This window comes from Agromyces sp. C10, assembly GCF_023217995.1.
Classification (GTDB): Bacteria; Actinomycetota; Actinomycetes; order Actinomycetales; family Microbacteriaceae; genus Agromyces; species Agromyces indicus.
In genome coordinates this window covers 257044-274846 of sequence record NZ_JALPSX010000002.1, presented here as the reverse complement: position 1 = coordinate 274846, position 17803 = coordinate 257044, and the positions used below count along the sequence as shown (strand labels likewise).

15 protein-coding genes are annotated in these 17803 nt (G+C 70.9%); 3 read left to right on the top strand and 12 right to left on the bottom strand.

The features are described from left to right. The first annotated feature begins 375 nt into the window (after nucleotides 1-375). Together M1L56_RS03585 and M1L56_RS03580 are read left to right on the top strand one after the other, a co-directional pair. Nucleotides 376-1248: a hypothetical protein gene (locus M1L56_RS03585; RefSeq protein WP_248598189.1), complete on the top strand. Its 873-nt coding sequence runs from the start codon at nucleotides 376-378 to the stop codon at nucleotides 1246-1248. A gap of 117 nt (nucleotides 1249-1365) precedes the next feature. Further along, on the top strand, nucleotides 1366-2187 hold the full coding sequence (locus M1L56_RS03580; protein WP_248598188.1) for an alpha/beta fold hydrolase: 822 nt from the start codon (nucleotides 1366-1368) through the stop codon (nucleotides 2185-2187). Between the two features lie 184 nt (nucleotides 2188-2371). On the opposite strand, the gene M1L56_RS03575 is transcribed toward M1L56_RS03580, so the two are convergent. Next, a complete protein-coding gene (locus M1L56_RS03575; RefSeq protein ID WP_374255797.1) occupies nucleotides 2372-2950 on the bottom strand; it encodes an HhH-GPD-type base excision DNA repair protein in 579 nt (192 codons plus the stop codon). A 157-nt stretch (nucleotides 2951-3107) separates the two neighbouring features. Between M1L56_RS03575 and M1L56_RS03570 the strand changes: the two genes are divergently transcribed. After that, nucleotides 3108-3488: a glyoxalase superfamily protein gene (locus M1L56_RS03570; RefSeq protein ID WP_067950639.1), complete on the top strand. Its 381-nt coding sequence runs from the start codon at nucleotides 3108-3110 to the stop codon at nucleotides 3486-3488. A 15-nt stretch (nucleotides 3489-3503) separates the two neighbouring features. Here M1L56_RS03570 and M1L56_RS03565 read toward each other — a convergent pair whose 3' ends face one another. From M1L56_RS03565 to M1L56_RS03515, 11 genes are all read right to left on the bottom strand, one after another. Next, a complete protein-coding gene (locus tag M1L56_RS03565) occupies nucleotides 3504-4544 on the bottom strand; it encodes a LacI family DNA-binding transcriptional regulator (RefSeq protein ID WP_248598186.1) in 1041 nt (346 codons plus the stop codon). Between the two features lie 11 nt (nucleotides 4545-4555). Beyond that, nucleotides 4556-6079, bottom strand: a complete 1524-nt coding sequence (gene araA / locus M1L56_RS03560; RefSeq protein WP_248598185.1) for an L-arabinose isomerase — start codon at nucleotides 6077-6079, stop codon at nucleotides 4556-4558. Between the two features lie 43 nt (nucleotides 6080-6122). Then, on the bottom strand, nucleotides 6123-7727 hold the full coding sequence (locus M1L56_RS03555; protein WP_248598184.1) for a xylulokinase: 1605 nt from the start codon (nucleotides 7725-7727) through the stop codon (nucleotides 6123-6125). A 151-nt stretch (nucleotides 7728-7878) separates the two neighbouring features. Next, nucleotides 7879-9123, bottom strand: a complete 1245-nt coding sequence (gene mmsB, locus M1L56_RS03550; RefSeq protein WP_067950645.1) for a multiple monosaccharide ABC transporter permease — start codon at nucleotides 9121-9123, stop codon at nucleotides 7879-7881. Nucleotides 9124-9156: 33 nt separating this feature from the next. Then, a complete protein-coding gene (gene mmsA / locus M1L56_RS03545) occupies nucleotides 9157-10686 on the bottom strand; it encodes a multiple monosaccharide ABC transporter ATP-binding protein (protein ID WP_248598183.1) in 1530 nt (509 codons plus the stop codon). A 131-nt stretch (nucleotides 10687-10817) separates the two neighbouring features. Continuing rightward, nucleotides 10818-11912: a multiple monosaccharide ABC transporter substrate-binding protein gene (gene chvE / locus M1L56_RS03540; RefSeq protein ID WP_067950669.1), complete on the bottom strand. Its 1095-nt coding sequence runs from the start codon at nucleotides 11910-11912 to the stop codon at nucleotides 10818-10820. Between the two features lie 160 nt (nucleotides 11913-12072). Further along, entirely contained in the window at nucleotides 12073-12792 is a 720-nt protein-coding gene (locus tag M1L56_RS03535; protein ID WP_248598182.1) for an L-ribulose-5-phosphate 4-epimerase, read from the bottom strand. 160 nt (nucleotides 12793-12952) lie between these two features. After that, nucleotides 12953-14023 (bottom strand): LacI family DNA-binding transcriptional regulator, encoded by a 1071-nt coding sequence (locus M1L56_RS03530; RefSeq protein WP_248598181.1) that lies wholly within the window; start codon nucleotides 14021-14023, stop codon nucleotides 12953-12955. A 73-nt stretch (nucleotides 14024-14096) separates the two neighbouring features. After that, nucleotides 14097-15473 carry an MFS transporter gene (locus M1L56_RS03525; RefSeq protein ID WP_248598180.1) on the bottom strand — a complete coding sequence of 459 codons (1377 nt, stop codon included), beginning with the start codon at nucleotides 15471-15473 and terminating at the stop codon, nucleotides 14097-14099. 74 nt (nucleotides 15474-15547) lie between these two features. Beyond that, a complete protein-coding gene (locus M1L56_RS03520) occupies nucleotides 15548-16378 on the bottom strand; it encodes an aldo/keto reductase (protein WP_248598179.1) in 831 nt (276 codons plus the stop codon). Between the two features lie 83 nt (nucleotides 16379-16461). Continuing rightward, nucleotides 16462-17784 carry an amino acid permease gene (locus tag M1L56_RS03515; protein WP_248598178.1) on the bottom strand — a complete coding sequence of 441 codons (1323 nt, stop codon included), beginning with the start codon at nucleotides 17782-17784 and terminating at the stop codon, nucleotides 16462-16464. Nucleotides 17785-17803: the final 19 nt, after the last annotated feature.

The following is a 17803-nucleotide window of genomic DNA, read 5'->3' as shown; positions in this document are numbered from 1 at the left end:
CCACAAGATGCAGTAGTTACATTCGTGTAGTTTTCCACCGCGTTCTCCCCAGCCTGTGCACAGCTCGCCGTGCCCCTGACCGGCGGATTTCCGCGGTTGCCCGACACGTTCTCCACAGCCCTGCTCGTTCGAGCGGATTCGACCTGTGGAGGGATGTCGGGCGTGTCGTCGGCGTGTCGTGCGGCCCCGACATCTGGGCCCCCTCGCCCCGACGACCCCAACATGTGGTGTTGTGTGAGCCATGCTTCCACCACCCACCGACATTCCGGCGACGGATGCCACGGCGCGTCGCGCCGCCGACCCGCGCGACCTCCCCCAGTTCACGGGTCGGCCCCGCCCTACCGTTCCCGCGACCGACAGGTGAGACTGGAGGGGATGCCCCTCACACCGCCTCGGACCCGCCGCGCCCGCCTGCTCACCGCCGGCGCGGCCGTCGTCGTGCTCGTCGGCGGACTCGGCATCGGGGCGCAGGCCGCCACGGCCGCGGCATCCACTCGCCTCGACGCCGCCGCGACCTCGGCCGCCGCCACCGTCGCCGACGCGCGCGACCGCTACGACGCCCTGCACGCCGAGCAGGAGGCCGCGACCGAACGCCTCGAGCTGAGCGCGATGCTGACCGACCAGTCGACGCGTGAGACCCTCGCGGCCGCGCTCGACGAGACGCAGTCGCGCGACGTCGCCGCGCGCGCCGAGATCGAGTCGGCCGAGTCGCTGCTCGACCAGGCGAACGGCGTCGACGACTCGCTCCTCACCTTCGGCGCGCCGCAGCGCGACGCGGCCGACGCGCTCGAGGCCATCGAGTTCGACGACCTCGCCCGGCTGGAAGAGGCCGTCGCCGCACTCGGCGAACCCGTCGACGCCCTCGCGGCCGCCGTCGCCGCGTGGCACCAGGAGCAGGCGCGCATCGAACGCGAACGCTACGTCAACCACGTGTGGGCGGCGGGCTGGTACCCCGAACTCGACGCGTGCAAGGGCTCCGTCGACCTCACTGCGCGCTACGACGACGTGCCGACCATCGCCGAGCACTGGTCGTGCGGCGGCAAGGACTTCCCCGACGAGCCCGGCACCGTCATCCGCTTGAAGGGCCTGCACGAGGGCCTCTACCGGGTCGAGGGCGTCGTGAAGATGCTGAACCAGAACACCGCGACGAGCAACGACCTTCCGCGCGGCTACGACCTGCTCTACCAGACCTGCCAGAACGGCCAGTCGTCGACGATGTCGATCACCGCGCTGACCAAGGTCGGCTGAGGTGTCGCGCTCCTCGACCGTCGGGCAGTCCGTGCGACCCCTATCGCGCAGCGGCGACCGCGGCTAGCCTGACGACGAGCCCGATTCCCGCAGACCCGAGCCTGCGAAGGAGGCCCCATGTCCCACGGCCACACCGCCATCTCGCACGACGGCGCCGCGATCGCCTACGACCGAGAGGGCAGCGGTCCCCCGGTCGTCCTCGTCGGCGGCGCGTTCCAGTTCCGCGCGTTCGACCCGGCGACCAAGCGGATGGCGACGCTGCTCGCCGAACGCGGGTACACGGTCATCAACTACGACCGGCGCGGCCGCGGCGAGAGCGCGCACGACGCCGCCATGGACCTGCACCACAACCTCGCCGACCTCCGCGCCATCGTCTCCGAGCTGGACCGCACCCACGACCTCGGCGAGGGCGTCGCCCTCTTCGGCAACTCATCCGGCGGGGCGATCGCGCTCGCGGCCGCGGCATCCGGCCTGCCCGTCACCGCGATGGTCGTGTTCGAGGTGCCGATGGGCGCCGAGCAGGGGCCCGACGGGGCCGAGTTCCTCGCCGGCATCCGTGAGCGCGTCGCGGGCGACGACCCCGACGCCGTCGTCGAGTACTTCATGAAGGACATGCCCACCGAGTGGCTCGAGCAGGCCAAGACCAGCCCGTCGTGGCCGCTCATGGTGCGCATCGGTCCCAGCCTCGAAGCGGATGCCGAGTCCCTCGCCTGGACGCAGTCCGCGCCGCACGCCGAGCTGTTCGGAGCGATCGAGGCGCCGACACTGGTGCTCGTCGGCGAGGAGACCCTCGACGAGATGACCCCCGCCGCCGAGGCGCTCGCCGCGGCGCTGCCGAACGCGGAGCGCCGGTCGATCCGCGCCGTGCAGCACTCCTGGCAGCCCGAGGACATGGCCGCCACGATCGCGGACTTCCTCGACGCGCACGTCCCGCGCTGACGGCGGCCCGCACCGCACGGATGCCGCGAGCGCGCGGTTGCGCGCGGCGCCACACGGATGCCGCGAGCGCGCGGTTCCGCGACGAGCGCGCGCCGCCCTGCCCGCGCACTCGTCGCGCAGCCGCGCACTCGGCGGAGGGCCGGCGGCGGCGCCGGCGGGCGGCGCCGTCGGGCGGCGGCGGGCGCTACGCCTTGGCGGCCTTCGCCGCGGCCTTCGCGGCCTGCTTCGTCGCGCGCACCTTCTGCAGCGACTCCGGGTCGCGGATGTCGGCGACCGACGCGAACGAACCCTCCTCGCCGTAATGGCCGGCGGCCTCGCGCCATCCGCTCGCCTGGAGCCCGCACTGCTTGCCGAGCAGGGCCAGGAAGATCTTCGCCTTCTGCTCGCCGAAGCCCGGCAGCGCCTTCAGTCGGCGCAGCACCTCGGGGCCGTCGGGGTCGCCCTGCGTCCAGATCGCCTCGGCGTCGCTGCCCCAGTCGTCGCGGACCGCGTTGGCGAGCGCCTGCACGCGACCGGCCATCGACCCCGGGTAGCGGTGCACGGCCGGCGGCTGCTTGAACACGTCGACGAGGTGGTCGGGGTCGACGGCCGCGATCGTCTCGGGCTTGATCGAGCCCACCCGCTCCCGGATCTTCGCGGGCCCCGCGAAGGCGGTCTCCATCGCGACCTGCTGGTCGAGCAGCATCCCGACGAGGAGGGCGAACGCGTCCTCGCTCAGCAGCTGGTCGGCGGCGGCATCCCCGGTGATGTTCAGCGTGGTCATGCGCTCCATCCTCCCACCCGTGGCGGGGGCGGGCCCGATCCGTTCCGTAGCATCCGCTCTGCGAATGCGGACAGGAACTGACCGGATGCCGCGCCAGACTGGCCGCAGGACACCGCCCGCCGGCAGCCCGACCACCGGCCGAACCAGGAGGACCACCATGGACTGGAAGATCGAGCTCATCTTCGTGCCCGTCACCGACGTCGACCGCGCGAAGGAGTTCTACGTCGAGAAGCTCGGCTTCAACGCCGACTTCGACCAGCGCGTCACCGAGGAGCTGCGCTTCGTGCAGCTGACCCCGCCCGGATCGGCCTGCTCGATCGCGATCGGCGAAGGGCTCGGCGGCACGCTCGCACCCGGATCGCTCGACGTGATCCAGGTCGTGATCCCGGATGCCGACGCCGTGCTCGCCGAGCTCCGCGCGAAGGGCGTCGAGGCCGAGGGCGTCGACGAGCAGCCGTGGGGACGTTTCGTCACGCTCCGCGACCCGGACGGCAACCGCTGGACGCTCCAGCAGCTGCCCGACTACTCGGCCGGGTGAGCGGCGGGCGGAAGCTCAGGCAGACCGCGCGCGCAGCGCCGCCGCGCTCCCCCGCACCACGAGGTCCGGCACACGCGACGTGCGGTCCGTCGCCGAGGCCTCGTCGCGCAGCACCTCGACCACGGTCGCCATCACGTCGCGACCGAGCGAGTCGAAGTCCTGTCGCATCGTCGTGAGCGGGGGCGTGAAGTACGCGGCCTCCGGGATGTCGTCGAAGCCGACCACGCTCAGCGCGCCCGGCACCGGCACACCCGCCTCGGCGCACGCCCGCAGCACGCCGAGCGCCATGTGGTCGTTGCCGATGAACGCGGCGCCGGCCCATCCGTCGTCGATGATGCGTCGGCCTGCGGCGTACCCGGATGCCGGGAGCCAGTCCCCCACGATCGGCTCGCGCTGCTCGAGGCCGTGCTCGGCGAGCGCGGCGGCGAACCCGCGACGCCGCTCGGCGGCATCCATCGAATCGGCCGGCCCCGACACGTGGACGATGCGCCGGTGCCCGAGCGAGACGAGGTGTTCGGTCGCGAGTCGCGCCCCGGCGAACTGGTCGAACGAGACGCGGTGCAGGCCCGGCGCCGCCTCGGACGCCACGACCACGAGCGGCACGCCCGCGTCGATGCCGCCGAGCACCTCGACGCCCTCGCGTTCGCCGGAGATGAGCACGATCGCCTCGACGCGCTGGAGCACCAGACGGTGCACGGCCTGCGTCAGCGCGTCGGCGTCGAGTGTGCGCATGCTCGCCTGGCTCACGGCGTAGCCCGCGGCGCGTGCCGCCTCGTTGAAGCCCAACGCGGCGCTCGACGGGCCGTAGTCGGGCCGCCCCGCCTGGATCAGCCCGATCGACCCGGACCGGCGGCCCGCCATGGCGCGCGCGGTCGGCGACGGCGCGTAGTTGAGCTCCGCCATGGCGGCGCGCACGCGCTCGCGGGTCGCCGCGGCGACGCCCGGCAGGTCGTTGAGCACGCGCGACACGGTCTGGTGCGACACGCCCGCACGCCGGGCGACGTCGAACATCGTCGGCACGCCGGTGGCATCCGTCACCGCCGGGTCGCCGCTCACGGAATCCTCCTTCAGAGCCCCTGCGCGAGTCGGTAGTAGGCCTGGTTCCACCGTACTTCGCGCTGGAACTCGCGCAGTTCGGTCGACTCGTCGATGACGAGCAGCTCGAGCTTCGCCATCTCGGCGAAGTCGCGGAACACCTCGACGCCGACCGCGGTCGACATGACGGTGTGGTGCGCGGCGCCCGCGGCGAGCCACGCGGCGGCCGAGGTGGCGAAGTCGGGGGCGGGCTTCCACACGGCGCGGCCGACGGGCAGCTTGGGCAGCGGATGCCGCAGCTCGACGTTCTCGACCACGTTGGCCGTGAGGCGGAACCGGTCGCGCAGGTCGCTCATCGCCACGACCACGGCGGGCCCCGGGTCGGCGGTGAAGACCAGGCGCACCGGGTCCTCCTTGCCGCCGATGCCCAGCGGGTGGATCTCGAGCGAGGGCTTCGACGTGGTCAGCGAGGGCGACACCTCGAGCATGTGCGCGCCGAGGATCAGCTCGTCGCCCGGCGTGAGGTCGTACGTGTAGTCCTCCATGAGCGATGCGCCGCCGGGGAGCCCCGCGCCCATGACGTTCGCGATGCGCACGAGCACGGCGGTCTTCCAGTCGCCCTCGGCGCCGAAGCCGTACCCCTCGGCCATGAGCCGCTGCACGGCGAGGCCTGGCAGCTGCTTCAGCGCGCCGAGGTCCTCGAACGACGTGGTGAACGCCCCGAAGCCGCCCCCCTCCAGGAACGAGCGCAGCCCGAGCTCGATCGCGGCGCCGTCCCGCAGCGACTGGTGCCGTTCCCCGCCGGCTCGCAGCTCGGGCACGACCTCGTAGAGCTCCTCGTACTCGGCGACGAGCGCGTCGACGTCGGCGTCGGATGCCGCGGCGACCGCGTCGGCGAGCTCGTTGACGCCCCACGTGTTGACCTGCACGCCGAGCCGCAGCTCGGCCTCGGTCTTGTCGCCCTCGGTGACGGCGACGTAGCGCATGTTGTCGCCGAACCGGGCGAGCTTCATCGAGCGGGATGCCGCGAGGCCGGCCGCCGCACGCTGCCACGTGCCGAGCTCGCCCTGCACGCGCGGGTCGGAGGCGTGGCCCACGATCGTCTTGCGCGGAACGCCCAGGCGCGTCTGGATGTACCCGAACTCGCGGTCGCCGTGCGCGGCCTGGTTGAGGTTCATGAAGTCGAAGTCGATCTCGCCCCACGGCAGCTCGACGTTCGCCTGCGTGTGCAGGTGCGCGAGCGGCTTCTGCAGCGCGTCGAGCCCGGCGATCCACATCTTCGCGGGGCTGAACGTGTGCATCCACGCGACGAGCCCGATGACGCGGTCGTCGGCGTTCGCCTCGAGCATGATGCGGCGGATCGCGTCGGAGTCGGTGAGCACGGGCTTCCACACGATCTTCACGGGCACGGCGGATGCCGCGTCGAGCGTCTCGGCGACCTGCCGCGACTGCTCGGCGACCTGCTGCAGGGTCTCGGGGCCGTAGAGGTGCTGGCTGCCGGTGAGGAACCAGATCTCGACGCCGTCGAGCGAGGTGGTGAGGGGGGTGCGGGTCATGCGTGGGTCTCCTTGGTACGTGGTTCGTGAAGCGGATGACGCGTCAGAGCGCGTCCACGGCGGCCGCCTCCGCGGCCAGGCCGGCGCGGTAGCGGTCGAGGTAGGCGGTGAAGCCGGCGACGTCCGCCGGGTCGGGCCGGACGGTCTCGAACGCGGCGTCGCCGAAGACGTGCTGCTCGAGGTAGGTGCCGAGGTCGACGCCCTCGGGCGCGGACAGGTACGACGCGAGCACCGCCATCCCCCACGCGCCGCCTTCGGAGGCGGTCGCGCCGACCGCGACCGGCGCCTCGAGCGCACCCGCGAGGAACCGCTGCGCCACCCCGGCGGTGCGGAAGATGCCGCCGTGCGCGTACATGCGGTCGAGCTCGACGCCTTCGTCGGCGAGCACGCGCATGCCGAGCGCGAGCGTGCCGTACACGCCGTAGATCTGGGCGCGCATGAGGTTGGCGAGCGTGAGTCGGCTGTCGGGCGTGCGGAGCACCATCGGCCGCCCCTCGACGAGGCCCGCGATGGGCTCGCCCGCGAGGTGGTTGTAGGCGATCAGGCCGCCGGCATCCGCTTCGCCCTCGAGCGCTTCGCGGAACAGCCCCTCGAACACGGCGTCCGACGACAGCCGCGCGCCGGTCGCCTCGGCGAACCGGCCGAACACGCCCGCCCATGCGGCGAGTTCGCTCGCGCCGTTGTTGCAGTGCACCATCGCGACCGGGTCGCCCGCGGGCGTCGTCACGAGGTCGAGTTCGTGGTGGGCGCTCGCGAGCGGGCGCTCGAGCACGACCATCGCGAAGATGCTCGTGCCCGCGCTCACGTTGCCGGTGCGCGGGAGCACGGCGTTCGTCGCCACCATGCCCGTGCCGGCGTCGCCCTCGGGCGGGCACAGCGGCGACCCGGGCTGCAGCACGCCGGACGGATCGAGGAGTTCGGCGCCCTCCGCGGTGAGCCGCCCCGCTTCGCGCCCGGCCGGCAGCACCTCGGGGAGCAGGTCGGCGATCCGGACCCCGGGCGCGCGCGACGCGACCAGCTCGTCGAACACGCCGATGAGCCGCGCGTCGTAGTCGCCCGTCGCCGAGTCGATCGGGAACATGCCCGAGGCGTCGCCCACGCCGAGCACGTCGCGCCCCGTCAGCCGGCGGTGCACGTATCCGGCGAGGGTCGTGAACGAGCGGATGTCGCCCACATGCGCTTCGTCGTCGAGCACCGCCTGGTACAGGTGGGCGATCGACCAGCGCAGCGGGATGTTGAACCCGAACCGCTCGCTGAGCTCGGCCGCAGCCGGCCCGGTCGACGTGTTCCGCCAGGTGCGGAACGGCACGAGCAGCTCACCTTCGGCGTCGAATGCGAGGTAGCCGTGCATCATCGCCGAGACGCCGATGGCGCCGATCGCCTCGAGCCGGGCGCCGTGGCGGCGTTCGACGTCGGCCGCCAGCTCGGCGTAGGCCGCCTGGACGCCGGACCACACGTCGTCGAGCGCATAGGTCCAGACGCGATCCTCGAAGCGGTTCTCCCACTCGTGACCGCCCACGGCGAGCACGACGTTCGGATCGTCGCTGCGGACGAGGCACGCCTTGATGCGCGTCGAGCCGAACTCGATCCCGAGCGAGGTGCGCCCCTCGAGGATCGCCGTGGCATCCGTGGTCTTGGTCTCGCTCATCGTCGGGCGTCTCCACTACGTCGTCGTTAGCGCTAACAAACCCAATGTTAGCGCTAACGACGCAGTTCTTCCAAGCCCGCCGGCCGCGCATCGGGCGAACGACGAGGGGCGGATGCCGCAGCATCCGCCCCTCGAATCGCGCGTCGTCGGGCTAGCGCCCGCCCGACCGCCGCTTGTTGTAGACGTCGAACGCGACCGCGAGCAGCAGCACCAGGCCCTTCACGGCCTGCTGCCACTCGATGCCGATGCCCATGATCGACATGCCGTTGTTCAGCACACCGATGATGAGACCACCGATGATCGCGCCGCCGATCGTGCCGACGCCGCCCTGGACGGCCGCGCCGCCGATGAACGCCGCCGAGATCGCCTCGAGCTCGAAGCCGTCACCGGCCTTCGGACCGGCGAGGTTCAGGCGCGCGGTGAAGATGAGGCCGGCGAGCGCCGCCAGCAGACCCATGTTCACGAACAGGAGGAAGTCGACCCGGCGGGTCTTGATGCCCGAGAGCTCGGCCGCGTGGCGGTTGCCGCCGATCGCGTAGATGTGCCGGCCGAACACCGTGCGGTTCATGATCACGCTGTAGACCAGCACGAGGAAGCCGAGCACGATGAGCGTGATCGGGATGCCCTTGTACGAGGCCAGCGAGTAGGCGAAGAACAGGATCGCCGCGCCGATGAGCACGAGCTTCGTGATGAACCACGCGATGGGCTCGACGTCCTGGCCGTACTTCTGGCGGCCGCGACGGGTGCGCACCTGCTGCACGACGAGGATCACGATGGCGAGGATGCCGATGCCGAGCGTCAGCGGGTCGATCTCGAACTCGCCGAACACGTCGGTCACGAAGCCGTTGCCGAGCGCGCGGTACTCGGCCGGGAACGAGCCGATGTTGGCGTTGCCGAGGACCACGAGCGCGAGGCCGCGGAAGATGAGCATGCCCGCCAACGTCACGATGAACGCCGGGATGCCGACGTACGCGATCCAGAAGCCCTGCCAGACGCCGACGAGGGCGCCGATGCCGAGCGACAGGATGATCGCCAGCCACCACGGCAGGCCCCATTGCACCGCGAACACACCTGACACGGCGCCGATGAACGCGGCGACCGAACCGACCGACAGGTCGATGTGGCCGGCGATGATCACCATCACCATGCCGATCGCGAGCACGAGGATGTACCCGTTCTGCACGACGAGGTTCGAGATGTTCTGCGGGCGCAGCAGGATGCCGTCGGTGAGCACGGCGAACAGCACGACCACCGCGATCAGGGCGATGAAGATGCCGTTCTTGCCGAGGTCGGCGAGCACGTGGCTGAGTCGGTCGGTGAACTTGTTCTCGACGGGGTTGACCTGTGCCCCGACGGCCTGCGACTCCTGCGTCGGAGTCGGGTTGGGATTCGACATGGTGTCTCCTGGTTTCGATCCGCGAGCGTCGGGCTAGCGGGGCTTTTCCATGGTCATGAGCTTGAGCATCGACTCGGGCGTGGCCTCGTCGACGGGGAGTTCGCCCGTGATGCGCCCCTCGGAGAGCGCGTACAGGCGGTCGCAGATGCCGAGGAGCTCGGGCAGCTCCGAGGAGATGACGATGATGCCCTTGCCGGCCGCGGCGAGCTTGTTGATGATCGTGTAGATCTCGTACTTCGCGCCGACGTCGATGCCGCGCGTGGGCTCGTCGAGGATGAGCACGTCGGGGTCGGAGTAGATCCACTTCGACAGCACGACCTTCTGCTGGTTGCCGCCGGAGAGCTTGCCGGTCTTCACCAGGACATTCGGCGCCTTGATGTTCATCGACTTGCGGTACTCGTTGGCGACCGCGTACTCCTCGTTGTCGTGCACGAGGCCGTACTTCTCGAGCTTGCGCAGCGACGCCATCGAGATGTTCCGCTTGATGTCCTCGATGAGGTTCAGGCCGTAGGTCTTGCGGTCCTCGGTCGCGTACGCGATGCCGTTCTCGATCGCCTCGGCCACCGTGCGGGTCTTGATCTCCTTGCCGCGCAGGAACACCTTGCCGGAGATCTTCGAGCCGTAGGAGTGGCCGAACAGGCTCATCGCGAACTCGGTGCGGCCGGCGCCCATGAGCCCGGCGATGCCCACGATCTCGCCGGCGCGCACGTTCAGGTTGACATTGTCGACCATGACGCGCGAGGTGTCCTGCGGGTGGTGCGCGGTCCAGTCCTCGACGCGCAGCAGCTCCTCCCCGATGTGCGGCGTGTGGTCGGGGTAGCGGTGCTCGAGGTCGCGACCCACCATGTCCTTGATGATGCGGTCCTCGGTGACATCCTGCTTGGCGATCGTCTCGATCGTCTTGCCGTCGCGGATGACGGTGACGGTGTCGGCGACCTTCTTGATCTCGTTCAGCTTGTGGCTGATGATGATCGACGTGATGCCCTGCCCCTTGAGGTGCAGGATCAGGTCGAGCAGGTGGTCGGAGTCCTCGTCGTTCAGGGCGGCCGTCGGCTCGTCGAGGATGAGCAGCTTCACGCGCTTGGACAGCGCCTTCGCGATCTCGACGAGCTGCTGCTTGCCGACGCCGATCTCGCGGATCTTCGTGGTCGGGTTCTCCTTCAGGCCCACCCGGGCGAGCAGCTTCGACGCCTCGAAGTTGGTCTTGTTCCAGTCGATGAGGCCGCCGGCGCCCTTCTGCTCGTTGTTGAGGAAGATGTTCTCGGCGATCGACAGGTAGGGGCTGAGCGCGAGCTCCTGGTGGATGATCACGATGCCCTTGGCCTCGGAGTCGGTGAGGTCCTTGAACTCGACCGTCTCGCCCTCGAAGACGATCTCGCCCTCGTAGGTGCCGTGCGGGTACACCCCAGAGAGCACCTTCATCAGCGTCGACTTGCCGGCGCCGTTCTCGCCGCAGATGGCGTGCACCTGGCCGCGCTCGACCGCGAGATTGACGTTCGCGAGGGCCTTCACGCCCGGGAACGTCTTCGTGATGCCGCGCATCTCGAGAATGTGGTTGGTCATCCTTGCTCCTGCTCCATTGCCGGTGCACCGTCCGGTGCGACGGATGCCGCGGCCGGGACCTGAGGCGAGGGTACTCCCGCCTCAGGTCCCGACACGCGGTGTCCGGTCATGCGGTTCGGCTCAGCGGCGAATCAGCCGTTGATTTCCTCTTCGGTCCAGTAGCCCGAGTCGACCAGGACCTCGGTGATGTTGTCCTTGACGACGATCACCGGGTCGAGGAGGTACGACGGCACGACCTTCACGCCGTTGTCGTAGTCCTCGGTGTTGTTGACCTCGGGCTCCTCGCCCTCGAGCAGCGCGGTCGCCATGTCCACGGCCACGGTCGCGAGCTCGCGCGTGTCCTTGAAGATGGTCGCGTACTGCTCGCCGGCGTTGATCGCCTTGACCGAGTCGAGCTCGGCGTCCTGGCCGGAGATGATCGGCCACTCCTCGCCCGTCGAGTAGCCGGCGCCCTCGAGCGCCGAGATGATGCCGCGCGAGATGCCGTCGTACGGCGAGAGCACCGCGTCGACCTGCGAGCCGTCGGAGTAGTTCGCCGTGAGGATGTCCTCCATGCGGCTCTGGGCGGTCTCGCCGTCCCAGCGGAGCGTGGCGACCTGCTCGATGTCGGTCTGGCCCGACTTCACGACGAGCGTGCCGTCGTCGATCAGCGGCTGGAGCTCGTTCATCGCGCCGTCGAAGAAGAAGAACGCGTTGTTGTCGTCGAGCGAGCCGGCGAACAGCTCGATGTTGAACGGACCCTCGGGCGCGCCCTCGATCGGGGTGCCGTCGAGCTCGGTGAGGCCGAGGCCGTTCAGCACCGACCACGCCTGCTGCTGGCCGACGACGAAGTTGTCGAACGAGGCGTAGTAGTCGACGTTCTCGGAGTCGCGGATGAGGCGGTCGTACGAGATGACGGGGATCTCGGCGTCGGCCGCGGTCTGCAGCACCTCGGAGAGCGTGGTGCCGTCGATGGCCGCGATGATCAGGGCCTCAGCGCCCTTGGTGATCATGTTCTCGACCTGCGAGACCTGGGTGGGGATGTCGTCCTCGGCGTACTGGAGGTCGACGCGGAAGCCCTGCTCCTCGAGCTGCTCCTTGACGGAGTCGCCGTCCTGGATCCAGCGCTCGGAGCTCTTGGTGGGCATCGCGACGCCGATGAGGCCGCCGTCGCCGCCGCCTTCGCCTCCGCCGCCGCCGGCGCCGCCCGAGCACGCGGCGAGCGCGAGCATCGAACCGGCCGCCATCGTGGCGAGGAGCACCTTCTTCGTGCTGTTCACGGTGTGTCCTTTCACTGTGTGGTCATGGACGTCGTCGTCTTGGTGACGGTTTCGGAATCCGGCCTCGTCCATGACGACCGGCTTCCCTGCGGCATCCGTTCGGGACCACGGGTGCCGCACGCTCTGTTCAGTTGGGGGCGGTACGGCGGGTGTCGGATGACTGGCCGTACACGTTCTGGTACCGGTCGTACAACCGGTCGATGGCGTCCTGCGGGATCGGGATGAGTTCGCCGGCCTCGCGGGCCAGGTGCACGGTGCGGGCGACGTCCTCGACCATGACGGCGGCCTTGACCGCGTCCTTCGCGCTCGCGCCGATGGTGAAGGGGCCGTGGTTCTGCATCAGCACCGCGCGGGAGCGGTGCCCGGAGAGCGTGTCGACGATGCCGCGGCCGATCGAGTCGTCGCCGATGATCGCGAACGGGCCGATCGGGATGGGCCCGCCGAACTCGTCGGCCATGGCCGTGATCACGCAGGGGATCTCCTCGCCGCGCGCCGCCCAGGCGGTCGCGTAGGTGGAGTGGGTGTGCACGACACCGCCGACGTCGGGCATGTTGCGGTACACGTAGGCGTGCGCGGCGGTGTCGCTGGACGGGCTGCGGTCGCTGCCGGGGGTGCCGGGGATCACGGCGCCGTCCAGGTCGCAGAGGATCATGTTCTCCGGCGCGAGGTCGTCGTACGCCACGCCCGAGGGCTTGATCACGAACAGGTCGGCGCCGGGCACGCGGCCCGATACGTTGCCGCCGGTCCACACGACCAGGCCGTAGCGGGTCAGCTCGCCGTGCAGTCGGGCGACCTCGGCCCGCACACGCGCGATCGCGACCTCGATCTGCGGGCCGAAGCTGGTCACGCGGGACTCCCTCGTCGGTGGTGCGGTCGCCGGGCGGCGGTGGACTCGAACCGTGCGACGGCTGATGTGACCGTTCACATGGCGCGTCACATGTTAGCCACACGATCGCGCATCGTGTCAACCGACCGATGGTCACGGAACGGTAACGCCGTTCGGACGCTCAGAACGCGGGAGCGCCCACCGAGTCGCGCACGATGAGCTCGGGCTCGATCGTGCCGCGGTACTCCGGCGCGCTCGAGTCGAGGTCGCCGAGGAGGAGCGCCACGCACCGCCGGCCGACCTCGGGGAAGTCCTGGCGCACCGTCGTGAGCGGCGGCCAGAAGTGCGCCGCCTCCGGGATGTCGTCGAAGCCGACGACGGACACGTCGCGCGGGATCTCGAGGCCCGCGTCGCGGACGGCGTGCATGACGCCGAGGGCCATCTGGTCGTTCGACGCGAAGATCGCGGTGAAGTCGCGCACGGTCAGCAGCTCGCGCCCCGCGTGGAAGCCGAACTCGGCCGTCCAGTCGCCGAGGATCGGCGCCGTCGTCGGCACGTCGTTCGCGCCCATCTCGTCGAGGAACCCGCGCATCCGGGCCTCGGCCTCGATCCAGTCCTGCGGGCCCGCGAGGTGGTAGATCATCCGGTGGCCGCGGTCGATCAGGTGCCGCGTGGCCTTGCGGGCGCCCGCGATCTGGTCGACGGACAGGGTGTGCTCGGGGTCGCGCCCCGTGGACTGGAGCGTCACGTAGGGCACGTCGATCGACAGCTCGGCGAGCGTGTCGAACACGCGCACCTGCGGCGCGATCACCACGAGCCCCTCGATGCCCTGCGCCCGCAGGTGCGCGAGCCCGTCGGCGATCGAGCCCGCGTCGGACGACTCGATGTTCGCCGTGCTCACCCAGTACCCGGACTCGCGCGCGGCCGCCTCGATGGCGGCGATGCTCGACGCCGGGCCGTAGTGGGTGCTCGAGGCCGACAGGATCCCGATCGTGCGGGACCGGCTCGTGACGAGGGCCCGGGCGGCGCGGTTGGGCTTGTACTGCAGCTCGGCCATCACGTCGAGGACGCGCTGCTTGGTCTCGGGCCGGATGCTCGGATGCTGGTTCAGCACCCGCGAGACGGTCTGGTGCGAGACGCCGGCCAGGCGCGCGACATCCCGGATGCTGGGGGCGCGGACGCGAGTCGGCTCCTGCGGCGGCTCTGGCACGGTGACCTCGGGATCGATCTCGGCATGTTCACGGTCACACATGCCGGCGAGACCATTATGCACATCCCCGCGCGGAATGTGACCGTCACAATGTGACGGTCACATGAACTCGGCCCTACGCGGCTGCGGGGCGGACCCGCGAGGCGAGCGCCACCCCGACCACGGCGATGGCGACCGTCACCACGAACTCCGCCGTGAAGGCCCCGCCGACCACCGCGCTCGCGACGAGCGCCGTCACCGCGAGCGCCACCGCGGCACCGAGCGACTCGCCGATGGTGAGCGCGGCGCTGTTGAAGCCCTGCGCCGCCTTCGGCGAGAGTTCGAGGACCGACACCGAGAAGCGCGGGTACATGAACCCCATGCCCGCACCCGCCGCCGTCCACGCGACGAACGCGATGATCGGCGAGAGCCCGAGCATGGCGACGAGCAGCACGACGACGAGCGCCGCGGCCAGGACGCCGGTGCCGATGCGCACCGCGTCGACATTGGACACCCGGTCGCCGAGCCGCCCCTGCAGCCACGACGCCGTGGCCCACGACAACCCCGCGCCCGTGAGCACCGCGCCCGCGAGGCCCGGCGAGAACTCGTATCGGTCGATGAGCAGGTACGGCAGGTAGATCTCGGTGCCGAAGAACGCGCCGGCCACGACCGTGCGCATCAGCACGGTCGCCGGCATGCCGCGGGCGGCGCGCAGCGTGCCCACGGGGAACAGCGGCCGCACCGCGACGACCGTCAGCGCGATCGAGCCGAGGGCGACGATCCAGCGCCACGGGTCGGCGAGCTCGGTCGAGAGGCTCACCCCGAGCGCCGCCGTCGCCGCGAGCACCGACCAGGCGAGTCGGCTGCGACTCCACGGCACACTCGGGTCGCCTGCGACGAGCTCGCGCACGCGCAGGAGCGGCACGAGCATCATCGCGCCTGCCGGCAGCACGAGCCCGATCACGCCGAGGAACACCCACCGCCAGTCGAGCTGCTCGGCGAGGAACCCGGCGATCGCGGGACCGATGATCGACGGGATCACCCAGGCTGCCGCGAAGCCGGCGAACACGCGGGCGCGCACCGACTCGGGATAGACGCGCGCGACGATGACGTAGAGCGGCACGATGACCGCGGCCCCGCCGATGCCGTGCACGAGCCGGCCGAGCACGAGGATCGGCATCGTCGGCGCGAGACCGGCGATCACCAGACCGACCACGAAGAGGGCGCCCGCCGCGAGCAGCGGAGCCAGCGGACCGGAACGGTCGGTCCAGTTGCCGGCGACGACCATGCCGACGACGCCGGCCGCGAGCGGCACCGAGAACGCGAGCGCATACAGGCTCTGCCCGTCGAGGTCGGCCGCGACGAGCGGCATGACGGTGGTGACCGCGAGCACCTCGAAGGCGGCGAGGAAGATCAGGGCGAACATGCCGAGCGACAGCCACCGCCAAGGACGAGCGAGCGGCCCGCCGACGGGCTCGGTCTCGATCGGGGTGGTGGTGGAGCGTTCGGTCACTTGATCGAGCCTACGACGGCCCCGCGACATCCGCCCCGCCGGCGACGGTCGCCGGGCGTCGAGATGCTGCCGAGCTAGAGCTCCTCGTGCTCGTCCGGGTCGGCGCCCCAGAGGCGCCCCCGCTCGAGGCCCGAGATCGCGTCGACCTCGGCGTCGTCGAGCTCGATGTCGAAGACGTCGAGGTTCTCGCGTCGACGCGCGGCATCCGACGACTTCGGGATCGGCACCGCGCCGAGCGCCAGGTGCCAGGCCAGCACGACCTGGGCGGGCGTCGCCTCGTGCGCCGCGGCGATCTCGGCGAGCACCGGTTCGCTCAGCAGCTCGGTGCGCTTGGCGAGCGGGCTCCAGCTCTCGGTGCGGATCGAGTGCTCGGCGTGGTACGCGCGGAGTTCGGTCTGGGGGAAGTACGGGTGCAGCTCGACCTGGTTCACCACCGGGAGCAGCCCCGTCTCCTCCGCCAGCCGGTCGAGCATGGCGGGCGTGAAGTTCGACACCCCGATCGAGCGGACGACGCCGCGCTCCTTGAGCTTGATCATCGATCGCCAGCTGTCGACGTACCGGTCGCGCTTCGGGTTCGGCCAGTGGATCAGGTAGAGGTCGACCCAGTCGAGGTCGAGCCGCCGGCGCGACTGCTCGAAGCTCGCGAGCGTCTCCTCGAGCCCGTGGTGCCGGCCGGGCAGCTTGGTGGTGACGAACAGGTCGCTGCGGTCGACGTCGGTGCGGCGGATGGCCTCGGCCACCACCTCTTCATTGCCGTAGTTGTAGGCGGTGTCGATCAGCCGGTAGCCGTCGGCGATCGCGGAGACGATCGCCTCGACCCCCGCCTGGTCGTTCAGCCCGTACGTTCCGAGGCCGATCGCCGGGATCGTGTTGCCGTCGGCGAGCGCGTACGCGTGGGCGGTCATGGGGACCATCCTCACCCGGAACCGCCCGCCGATGCCAGCCGCCGCGCCCGATCCCCAGCGCTTCGGCAGCGATCGCGGCGTGGTCAGCGGCCGGCGATCGGGCCGCGGCGCGTTCGGGCCCGCCGCACGACGGTGACGACGACGGATGCCGCGGCGAGCGCGAGCGGCACGTACAGGTTCTGCCACGCGAGCACGAGCAGCCCCGCCGAGAGCACGGTCGCGACGACCGCGAGCCACCAGCCCACCGACCAGCGGCGGAGCAGGAGGGTCGCGGCGAGCATGCCCGCGGCATAGATCGCGACCATGTTGCTCGTGTGGATGAGGATGAACGGCGCGAGGTCGAGTTCGAGCACGAGCGCGAAGCCGAAGTACACCGCCATGAGCGTGCCGGTGAGCACGAGCGCGCGCCGCGGGACGGCGCCGTCCTCTGCGCCCTTCGCGAAGAAGCGCGGCAGATCGCCGTCGCGGCCGAGCGCGGCGCCCAGCTTGCCGAACGCGGGAAGGTAGGCGTTCAGCACGCCGACCGTGACGATCGCGGCGACGATCGCGACGAGCACCGGTCCGATGCCGGGCACGGTCGTGGCGACGAGGTCGACGAGCGGGACCTGGCCGTCGCCCGCCCGCTCGCCGAGCACGCCGACGGTCACGACCTGCAGCGCGAGGTAGCCGACGCCGACGATGACGATGGCGATCGCGGTGGCGATCGGGATGGTGCGGCGGGGGTCGCGGAACTCCCCCGCGATGTGCGTGCCGACCTCCCAGCCCGCGAAGGCCCACACGAAGAGGCTGATCGCGGTGCCGACGCCCGCCCAGCCGTTCGGCAGGAACGGCGTGAAGTTCGAGGACTCGACGGCGGGGAACGTCGCCGCGACGACGCCGATGACCACGGCGAGCAGGAGGCCCGTGAGCGCGAACTGCACCCAGCCGGCCACGCGCACGCCGAACCAGTTGGCGAGGTAGGGCGGCACGTATACGGCGAGCGCGATGACGGGCACGGCGGCGCGGTCGACGCCGAGCACGGCGACGACGTACTCGCCGCCGAGGATGGCGACGACGGGCGCACCGACGCACACGCCGAAGAAGAACCAGTACCCGGTCATGCGCGCAGCCGTGGCGCCGAGGGCGCGGCGCACGTAGCTCGCGACGCCGCCCGCGTCGGGGAAGCGCGAGGCGAGTGCGGCGAAGGTGCCGGCGAGCGGGATCGACAGCAGGAGCACGGCGGCGACGGCGACGATCGAGGCGGGGCCGGCGGCTTCGGCGGCCAGGCCGGGCAGCACGAGGATCCCGGTGCCGAGCACGCTCGCCACGTACAGTGCGGTGCCCTGCCCGAGACCGAGACGGCCCCGGTGCACCTGGCCGGCGGCGACATCGACGGATGCCGCGGCATCCAGCGTTCTCGAACTCACCCGTTCATCGTGCCGGATG